At 71.0% G+C, this 7,941-nt stretch carries 7 protein-coding genes and 1 pseudogene; all 8 read right to left on the reverse strand.

Annotation, left to right across the window (positions count from 1 at the left end; genetic code table 11):
- Positions 1 to 76 precede the first annotated feature (76 nt).
- A complete protein-coding gene (locus SALMUC_RS22380) occupies positions 77 to 973 on the reverse strand; it encodes a LysR family transcriptional regulator (protein WP_020039406.1) in 897 nt (298 codons plus the stop codon).
- Positions 974 to 1,050: 77 nt separating this feature from the next.
- Entirely contained in the window at positions 1,051 to 2,082 is a 1,032-nt protein-coding gene (locus SALMUC_RS22385; RefSeq protein ID WP_021120830.1) for a PQQ-dependent sugar dehydrogenase, read from the reverse strand.
- A complete protein-coding gene (locus tag SALMUC_RS22390; RefSeq protein WP_020039408.1) occupies positions 2,072 to 2,533 on the reverse strand; it encodes a (R)-mandelonitrile lyase in 462 nt (153 codons plus the stop codon). The genes SALMUC_RS22385 and SALMUC_RS22390 overlap by 11 nt, the downstream gene beginning before the upstream one ends.
- Before the next feature lie 161 nt (positions 2,534 to 2,694).
- Positions 2,695 to 4,618 (reverse strand): annotated as a pseudogene (locus SALMUC_RS22395) (FAD-dependent monooxygenase).
- Between the two features lie 207 nt (positions 4,619 to 4,825).
- Positions 4,826 to 5,257 (reverse strand): MarR family winged helix-turn-helix transcriptional regulator, encoded by a 432-nt coding sequence (locus SALMUC_RS22400; protein ID WP_021120832.1) that lies wholly within the window; start codon positions 5,255 to 5,257, stop codon positions 4,826 to 4,828.
- 163 nt (positions 5,258 to 5,420) lie between these two features.
- Positions 5,421 to 6,179: an adenosylcobinamide-GDP ribazoletransferase gene (gene cobS, locus SALMUC_RS22405; protein ID WP_020039411.1), complete on the reverse strand. Its 759-nt coding sequence runs from the start codon at positions 6,177 to 6,179 to the stop codon at positions 5,421 to 5,423.
- Positions 6,176 to 7,192 carry a nicotinate-nucleotide--dimethylbenzimidazole phosphoribosyltransferase gene (cobT, locus tag SALMUC_RS22410; protein WP_020039412.1) on the reverse strand — a complete coding sequence of 339 codons (1,017 nt, stop codon included), beginning with the start codon at positions 7,190 to 7,192 and terminating at the stop codon, positions 6,176 to 6,178. Before cobT ends, cobS begins: the two co-directional genes overlap by 4 nt.
- Positions 7,189 to 7,707 (reverse strand): bifunctional adenosylcobinamide kinase/adenosylcobinamide-phosphate guanylyltransferase, encoded by a 519-nt coding sequence (cobU, locus tag SALMUC_RS22415; protein ID WP_020039413.1) that lies wholly within the window; start codon positions 7,705 to 7,707, stop codon positions 7,189 to 7,191. The genes cobT and cobU overlap by 4 nt, the downstream gene beginning before the upstream one ends.
- Positions 7,708 to 7,941: the final 234 nt, after the last annotated feature.

Below are 7,941 nucleotides of genomic sequence, written 5' to 3' on the forward strand. Positions count from 1 at the left end.
GACTCATGTGGCCCCGACGTCAGCCGTGAAAATGGCGGCGTGATCGAACCCACTCATGATCTGCCCTCATCAATGGTCAGCCGCGTTCGCGCAGCGCGTCCAGCACGACCTGGAAGGCCGAGGAGGGGCGCTGGCGGCTGGGGTAGTAGAGGTGAAAGCCCGAGAAGTAGGGGCAGTACCCGTCGAGACAGGTGCGCAGGCGGCCGGCCTCGACGTGCTCGGTGGCGAGCCGTTCGGGGACCAGCGCGAGGCCGTGCCCGTCGATCGCGGCGCGCAGCACCGGGTTGATGGTGTTGAAACAGGCCTGGCCGCCGACCTTGACGCGGATCTCGTTGCCCTCGGCGTCCTCGAATTCCCACGAGTAGAGCGCGCCGTGGGTCGAGAGGCGCAGGTTCACGCAGCGGTGCTCGCTCAGGTCATGCGGGGTCTCGGGCGTGCCGGCGGCATCGAGGTAGTCCGGCGCGCCGACGCAGATCATGCGTTCGTCCGGGCCGATGCGCATGGCGATCATGCCGTCGCTGACCTGGTCGCCGTAGCGCACCCCGGCGTCGCACTGCGAGGCGGCGAGGTCGGTGTAGCCGTAGTCCATCACGAACTCGACGTTGACCGCTGGGTACTGCGTCAGCACTGGCGAGAGCTTGGGCCAGAGGATGGACTCGATGGCGTATTCCACGGCGACGATCCGCACCGTGCCGGTGGGCTCGTCGCGCGAGTCGTTGAGCGCGCGCAGCCGCGCCTCGATGGTTTCGAAACAGGGATTGATCGTGGCGAGCAGGTCCTCGCCCTCGATCGTCGGTGCGACCGAACGGGTGGTCCGGGTGAGCAGGCGCAGGCCGAGCCGCGTCTCGAGGCTCTTGATGGTGTGGCTCAGCGCCGATTGCGAGACGTTGAGCCGGGCCGCCGCACGCGTGAAGCTGCGCTCTTCGGCGACGGCGGCGAGGGCGATGAGGTCGTTGATGTTTTCGCGAAGCATGAGCGGGCGCCGATGTTGTGGTCTCCCCACAGCATATATGCGCCGTGCTCATGCATTCCACGTATTATGCGGGCCCGTCACCGGATCTTGATGAGACGGTCGCGCGAGGCGCCGTCGCGGCGCGGTGAGCGGTTGGTGGTGATGGCGAATACGCCGCCGTCGGTGACCAGCACGTCGCGGATGCGCTCGCCGACATCGAAGGCCTCGGTCACCGTGCCGTCCGGCGCGACCTCGAGCACCGCGCCCGCGCGCAGCCCCGCGAGCAGCAGGCGGTCGCCGTCCCAGGCAAGGCCGGAGGGTGCCCATGTGCTGCGCCCGGAGTGGGCGAGGGGCGGGCGCATGTCGCCGCGCGTCTCGTCGCCCTGGATGAGCGGCCAGCCGTAGTTGGCGCCGGGATCGATGCGGTTGACCTCGTCGTGGCCGGACTGGCCGTGCTCGGCGGCGTAGAGCTGCCCCTCGTCGTCCCAGGCGATGCCCTGCGGGTTGCGGTGGCCCAGCGACCAGACCGGCGAGCCCGCGACGGGGTTGTCTTCGGGCACGGCGCCGTCCGGCGTGAGGCGGAGGATCTTGCCCGCGAGGCTGTCCATGTCCTGCGGGCGGTCGCGGTTCTCGGTCCAGCCGGTGGTGACGTAGAGCATGCCGTCGGGCCCGAAGGCCACGCGGCCGCCGTTGTAGAGCGGATGGCCGGGGATGCCGTCGAGCAGGACGCGCGTCTCGTGCCAGGCGCCGTCGCGCAGCTCGGCCTCGATGACGCGGTTCTCGCGGGCCTGCGGTGTGCCGGTGTGCTGGTAGAGCACCACGCGGCGGCTCTCGGCGAAGTCGGGCCGCAGCGCGAGGCCCAGCAGGCCCCCGCCGCGGTCGTCGAGGATCGGGGCCGAGGTCTCGACCGGGAGGCGCGTGAAGGCGCCGCCGGAGAAAACGCCCAGGGTGCCGGCCTTCTCGGTGAGGTAGATCTCGCCGTCGTGGGCCTCGATGTCCCAGGGATAGTTCAGCCCGTCCAGAACGGTTTCGGCCGCCACCGCACGGGAGAAGGAGGAGGCGGCGGCGACGACCGAAACCAGCGCGACCCCGTAGAGGCCGCGCCGCACCATGGCGCGCTTAGTCGCCATGGTATTCTTCGTCGGTGACATGCTCGCCCCAGGTCACGGCGGAGCCGTCGACGTTGGCCTGGATGGCGTAGTGCGACATCGCGGTGGTGTCGGTGGCGCCGTGCCAGTGCTCGACGCCCGGCGGGCACCAGACCACGTCACCGGCCTGGATCATGTGCTTTTCCTCGCCGCGTTCCTGGGTCCAGCCGGTGCCCGAGGTCACGACCAGCTTCTGGCCGGCGGGGTGGGTGTGCCAGGCCGAACGGGCGCCGGGCAGGAAGGTCACGTGGCCGGCGCTGACGTCGTTCATGTCGGGGCCGAAGACCGGCGCGACGTAGGCGGTGCCGGTGAAGACATCCTCGGATCCGAGCTGTCCGCCGAGATCCTCGGCTTTGGTGACGGTCATCTCCTGTGCCATGGCCGCGGGCGCGGCGGCCAGCACGAGGGCGGCTGCTGTGAGGGTGCGTTTCATGTCGGGTCGTCTCCTTTCGCAGTGAGGCGGCCATGCGGCCCACGACCGGGACGCGTTCCCGGCCGGTGCGACAGGAGATAGGTGCGCGAAGCCCGCGAATAATGCCCGGGGGCCGGGACGCGTTCATGAAACTGGCTCATGAGCGCGTGGACGCGGGTGCGTCACGTGGCCGGGCGCAGGATGCCGGCGAAGAACTCCGACAGCGCGCGGTGGCCGTCCAGCGGCAGGACCTGGGCGATGTACTGGTCCGGGCGGGCCACCACCATGCAGCCGCGCGCGCGGTCGATGCCGCGCATCTCGAAGATGTCGCCCGCGCCCTTGTGGTCGATGCAGAAGACCTTCTCGTGGTCGCGCAGGCCGAGCCTGCCCTTTGCGGGCCGCAGCAGGGCGGGCATCTCCTCGACGGCGAGGGCGTCGAAGGTCTGCTGGAAGATGGCCCGCAGGTCGATGAGGGCGTCGATGTCCTCGTCCTTGCGGGTGTATTTCAGCACGGGCGACGCGGGGTCGGTCTCGAGCCAATCCGCCAGAGCGTGGATCGCCGAGCCCGGGGCGGAGCTGTCGTCGCGGCCGGCGAAGGCGTAGATGCGCCAGCGGCCGTCTGCCTCGGCGACGTGGCCGAGCTGCATGCGCATGGCATCGGCGAGGCGGACCACCGGGGCCGAGTGGAAACGGCGGCCGATCTCGAGGCCACGCGCCAGCGCCTGGTGTGTGGGCGCGCCCACCAGCGCCGAGCGGTCGTATTTCACCGCGAGGCCGCCGGTGAACTCGAGGTTCTCGATGAACTGCTTCTGCACGGCGGGGCATGTCCGAGCCGTCGAGCTCGGACTCGCCCGGCGGGGCCGACATGATGCGCGCCCAGGCGTGGTCGGTGTCGATGAGCCGCTTGGCCTCGGTCCGGCGTTCGGCGGAGTAGCTGCGCAGGATCGAGGGCGCGGCGCGGCCCTGGAAGACATGTGCGAGCTTCCAGCCGAGGTTGAAGCTGTCCTGCATCGAGACGTTCATCCCCTGGCCGGCCTTGGGGCTGTGCGTGTGGCAGGCGTCGCCGGCGGTGAAGACGCGCGGGTCGCGGGTCTGCTTCCCGGCCTCGGGGACGTCGTCGAAGCGGTCGGTCAGCCGGTGCCCGATCTCGTAGACCGACCACCAGACGACCTCCTTCACGTCGATGGTATAGGGCCGCATGATGCGGTTCGCCGCCGCGATCATGTGCCCGGAGGTGAGGTTGCGGCTGGCGACGCGCTCGTCGGGATTGAGCTTGTCCAGCTCGACGTACATGCGGAAGAGGTAGCCGCCCTCGCGCGGGAGGATCAGGATGTTGCCCGCGGTCGCGGAGGCGACGATGCACTTCTGGCGGACGTCGGGGAAATCGGTGTTGGCGAGGATGTCCATGACGCCCCAGGCTTGGTGCGCCGCGTCGCCGTGCAGCTCGCCGCCGATGGCCCTGCGCACCTTCGAGCGGGCGCCGTCGCATCCGACGACGTAGTTGGCGCGGACCGTGCGCGTGGTCCCCGCGTTGACGCCCGTGTTCTCCAGCGTGACGGTCACTGGGTGATCGTCGGTGGTCGCGTCGATGACGAGGTCCTGAACCGCCCAGCCGTAGTCGGGCTCGATCCGCCGGGGCGACTTGTGCATCACGTCGAGGAAGAGCTCGTGGATGCGGGCCTGGTTGATGAGCGTGTGCGGCATCTCGGAGGAGTCGTCGGCAACGTCCTGCACCCGGCCGATGCGGCGGATGTGGCCGGGCGTCTCGGGGTCCGGCGTCCAGAAGGCGGTCTGGTTCACCCAGTAGCTCTCGCGCTTGACCTGCTCGGCAAAGCCGAAGGCCTGGAATATCTCCATCGTGCGCGTGTTCACGCCGTCGGCCTGGCCCTTTTCCATCGGGCCGGGCTTGGGCTCGACGATCATGACGTCGATCTCGGGGAAACGCGAAAGCTGCGCGGCGAGGCAGAGGCCCGCCGGGCCGCAGCCGGCGATGAGCACGTCGACCTTGTCCGGCAGCGGCGCGAGGGGGCCATATTCGCGGCGGCAGGGGGCCGCATCGGCGAGGTCGGGATCGCCGCCGCGAAAGCCGTCGAGGTAGTATTGCATCGTCGCTCCTCCTTGCCACGCAGGCGTGAGGGCCTGCTCGGCCAGGGCGTATAATATCTATGCTTATTATTTTCGGTCAACGAATAAATATGTATACATATTATGAGGCGTAACAGTCTGAGATATTTTGAGTTTGTTCGCGTGCGGATCAAGGTGCGGCGCGCGATCTCGATGCAGCGGCGATTCTGAAAACGCGCCGGTCGGCGTTCAGGAGCGGGGCTCCTGGTCCGTCGCCTTGCGGGCAAGCGCGAGGAAGGCGGCGCGTTCCTCGTCGGTGAGGCCGGGCAGGATCTCGGGCTGCAGCTCGCGCACGACGGGCAGGATGCGGCCGTACATCGCGGCGCCCGTTTCGGTCAGCGCGAGGACGCGGGCGCGCCGGTCGCGCGGGCTGATCTCGCGCGTGATCCAGCCCTTCTGCTCGAGCCGGTCGATGACGCCGCCGATGGTGGCGCGGTCGTAGGCGATCCGGGCGGCGACACCGGCCTGGTCGATGCCGGGGGTCTCGCGGATGGCGTTCAGGGCCGCGAACTGGACGGGCGTGACGTCGAGCCCCGCCTCCTTCGTGCGCAGGGCGAAGACATGCGTCGAGCTCTGGTGCAACCGGCGGATCAGGTGGCCCGCCATGTCGTAGATTTCCACGTCGCTGTCCCCTTCGCCGGCTCTACGCGCTGGCCGCCATCCTAGGTCATTCGCCGCCGGCACGGCAGGGCAAATGATATGTCATGCTACCTTTCCGGCGGGCCGGAAGCGGGGATGCACATTTGCCGGTCGTGGGGAGACAGGCGGCGCATGTCCTGCGGGATCAGGTGGCCGGTCCGGCGAGGAGCGCGGACCATGCCAGCCATCCCGCGACCTCGGCCACGAGTTGCGCGGCCCCGAGGACGTCGCCGGTCTGTCCGCCGAGTCGCCGCATCGCCAGACGGGCGACGATCAGCGGCGGCAGGGCCATGACGGCCAGGATCACGGGCGAGGCCGGTCCGGCGCCGAAGGCGAGGGCAAGGACGAGCAGGGCGCCGGGCAGGATGGCCGCCGGAGAGGCCTGCGTCGTCATGTGTCCCAGCCCGTCGCTGCGCGCGGGCGGCAGGCGGAGCAGCAGGGCGAGCATCGCCAGGCGGCTGGCGACGGCCACCAGGAGGAAGGTCGCCAGCGACGGGGCATGCGGCTGACCGAGCGCCGCGGCCTCCAGCCCGAGCGCGAGGGCGAGGGCGATGACGCCGTAGCTGCCGATGCGGCTGTCGCGCATGATCTCGAGGCGCCGCGCGCGGTCGTGCCCGCCCCAGATGCCGTCGGCGAAGTCAGCCAGCCCGTCGTGGTGCAGCGCCCCGGTCGCCATGACCATCGCGAGCACGCAGAGCAGCGCCGCCGCCAGCGGGGCGAGGCCGATCGCCAGCGCCGCGTGCAGCACGGCCCAGCCGATCAGCCCGAGCGGCAGTCCGGCGAGCGGATAGGCCCAGCTGGCCTGCCCGAGGCCGGGTGCCGGGTCGCGCAGGCGGCCCACCGGCAGGCGGCTGAGCATCGCCAGCGCGAGGCGCGCCTCGTCGACCCGGTGCCCGAGGCTCATCCGCCCGCGACGCCGGCTTCGGCGAAGGTGGCCATGCCGTCGTGGCAGGCCAGCGCGCCGCGCAGGATCATCAGGGCCAGCGCCGCGCCCGAGCCCTCGCCAAGGGCCATGTCGAGCGAAAGCACCGGCTCCTTGCCCATGGCATCGCAGAGGCGGGCGTGGCCGGGCTCGCGGCTGGCGTGGCCCACGAGGCAGTGATCCAGCAGCGCGGGCGCCGTCGCGTGCAGCGGCGCGGTGGCGGCCGTGCAGATGAAACCGTCCAGCAGAACAGGGATGCGCGCGGTGCGGGCGGCCAGCACCGCGCCGCAGATCGCCGCCTGTTCGCGGCCGCCGAGCGCGGCGAGCTGCGCGATGGCGGGCAGGGCCGCGTGGCGGGCGACTCCCTCGGCCACGACGCGGGCCTTGAGCGCGAGGCCTGCGCTGTCCGAGCCGGTGCCATGCCCGACCCAGTCCCCGGCCGCGCCGCCGAAGGCCGCGTTGGCCAGCGCCGCCGCGACGGTGGAATTGCCGATGCCCATTTCGCCCAGCACCAGCAGGTCGGCGCCCGGATCGACCGCCGCCGCGCCCCGGTTCATGGTCTCGAGGGTCTCGGCCTCGGACATGGCGGGGCCTTCGGTGAAATCGGCGGTCGGGCGGTCGAGGTCGAGCGCGACGACCGAGAGGTCGGCCTGCGCCTCGCGGCAGAGCTGGTTGATCGCGGCGCCGCCGGCCTCGAAGTTGGCGACCATCTGCGCGGTCACCTCCTGCGGGAAGGGATTGACGCCACGGGCGCAGACGCCGTGGTTGCCCGCGAAGACCAGCGCCTGGGCCCGCGCGATGGCCGGGCGCTCGCGCTGCTGCCAGCCGGCGAGGAAGACGGCGAGCTCTTCCAGCCGCCCCAGCGAGCCCGGCGGCTTGGTCAGCTGGTCCTGCCGCGCGCGGGCGGCGCGTGCGCTTGCGTCGTCGCGCTGCGGGAGCGTTTCGGCCAGCGCGGCAATCGCGCCGAGGCTGTCGGGAACGGGCGTACGGGTCATTGCGGTTTCACCTTGAGCGGATGGCCTGCAACGCAGAGCCAGAGTTCGTCGCAGGCACTCGCGACCTGCTGGTTGACCAGCCCGGCGGCGTCGCGGAACGTCCGGGCGAGACGGTTTTCCGGCACGATGCCGGCGCCGACCTCGTTGGTCACGAAGACGACCGGGGCGCGTTGCCGGGCCAGCTCCGCGACCAGCGCGTCGGCCGCGGCTTCCCAGTCCTCCCCGGCGAGCAGGAGGTTGCTGAGCCAGAGCGTCAGGCAATCGACCAGCCGCGGCGTGCCGTCGTCGGTGTCGCTGTTCCGCAGCGCGCCGGCAAGGTCGAGCGGCGCGGCGAGGGTCTGCCATTCGGCGCCCCTGCGGGCCTGGTGGCGGGCGATGCGGTCGGCCATTTCGGGGTCGTGCGCCTCGGCCGTGGCGATGTAGATCGCGGGCCGCCCGAGCGACAGGGTCATGTCCTCCGCAAGCCCGCTCTTGCCCGAGCGGGCGCCGCCGGTAATCATGATCGACTTTCCCATGGCCCCATGACATTCCAGAAAACCCGAAGGGATGCCAGAGGGAAGGACGAGGGAATTGACCCAGATCGCGCGCGGCGAACTGCTGCTGATCCGCCACGCGCCGGCCGATCACGGCGGGCGGCTCTGCGGCCGGCGGGACGTGGCCGCGCAGGTTCCGGGGGCGGCCGAACTGGCGCCGCTGCGGGCGCTGCTCGCGGGGTGCATCGCGGTTTCGAGCCCGGCGCGGCGCTGCCG

It is taken from the genome of Salipiger mucosus DSM 16094 (genome assembly GCF_000442255.1).
GTDB lineage: Bacteria > Pseudomonadota > Alphaproteobacteria > Rhodobacterales > Rhodobacteraceae > Salipiger > Salipiger mucosus.